The sequence below is a fragment of the Corynebacterium sp. HMSC056F09 genome, from assembly GCF_001815785.1.
Taxonomy (GTDB): Bacteria; Actinomycetota; Actinomycetes; order Mycobacteriales; family Mycobacteriaceae; genus Corynebacterium; species Corynebacterium hiratae.
In genome coordinates this window covers 1-1,080 of the sequence record NZ_KV821927.1, presented here as the reverse complement: position 1 = coordinate 1,080, position 1,080 = coordinate 1, and the positions used below count along the sequence as shown (strand labels likewise).

The following is a 1,080-nucleotide window of genomic DNA, read 5'->3' as shown; positions in this document are numbered from 1 at the left end:
CCCAGCTGTATAGATGCATTCACCACCTGAACTCGCCTGAATCTCGGCGGGGATCTTTGGAAACTCGGGCAGTTTTGTTAGAGCAGGTGCGCTATCTCACGCAGTAACTCAACGATGGAAGCGCTAGTTCTTCTTCACCGCGTAATACACCGGCAGGGACTTCCAGTTGAACGTCACGTCCTGGACGTTCTCGGACCAGCCGCCAACAACGTTCGGGTAGAACAGCGGGATTGAAGGAAGGTCACGCAGCAGCAGCTCTTGCGCTTGGTTGTAGAGCTTCGCGGCTTCCTCCTCATTCGCGGCGCCGTTGGCCTTCACAATCAGCTCATCGAATTCCGGGTTGGAGTACTTAGAGTCATTAGAGGCCACACCCGTGGTGAAGTTCGGCCCAAGGAAGTTACCCATCGAGGGATAGTCGGCGAACCAGGCGGTGCGGTATGCGCCGTCCATACGCTCGGTGCGGTAGGCATCGCGGAAGGACTTGAAGTCCGGGTAAGGGTTGCCCACGGCCTGGATTCCCAGCGTGTTACTGATGCTATTAGCCACCGCATCGGCCCAGTCCTTGTTGTCACCATCGGTGTTGTAGTTGATCGGGAACGCGCCTTCAAAGGCGCCGTACTTCTTATCGGCCTCCGCCCACAGCTTCTTCGCCTCCTCCGGGTTATAGTTCAGGTTCTCCGAACCCGGCAGGCTGTCGTTGTATCCGTTCAGCACCGGTGAGGTGAACTCCCGGGCTGGGGTGCGGGTGCCGTGGAAGATAGTTTCCGCGATTTCCTCGCGGTTGATAGCCATCGAGATTGCCTTGCGGCGCAGCGTGCCCTCTTCCCCACTGAAATGTGGCGTCTCCATGTGGATGGACATTTCCAGGTAGGTAGCAGCCGGCTTGGTTTCCTGGCGGCCGGCTAGGTCCTGCTCATAACTGCCGAAGGCGGACGACGGGATCGCACCCGCGAATTTAAATGGATATAATTAGACCCATGTTGATTTCAGGTACCGCTTTCTTGCGGTTGCGCACCAACCGCTAAGGCGGTTTCCTACCCCGTAGGTTAAAAACCGCTCCGGTCCTTTAGCCGGGCGGCT

General features: G+C 57.5%; 2 protein-coding genes. One reads left to right on the top strand and one right to left on the bottom strand.

All coding sequences use genetic code 11. From position 1 onward, the window contains the following. Positions 1 to 123: 123 nt before the first annotated feature. Positions 124 to 942: a peptide ABC transporter substrate-binding protein gene (locus HMPREF3056_RS05830; RefSeq protein ID WP_256381180.1), complete on the bottom strand. Its 819-nt coding sequence runs from the start codon at positions 940 to 942 to the stop codon at positions 124 to 126. 17 nt (positions 943 to 959) lie between these two features. Between HMPREF3056_RS05830 and HMPREF3056_RS13950 the strand changes: the two genes are divergently transcribed. Then, entirely contained in the window at positions 960 to 1,025 is a 66-nt protein-coding gene (locus tag HMPREF3056_RS13950; RefSeq protein ID WP_071569110.1) for an erythromycin resistance leader peptide, read from the top strand. Positions 1,026 to 1,080 lie beyond the last annotated feature (55 nt).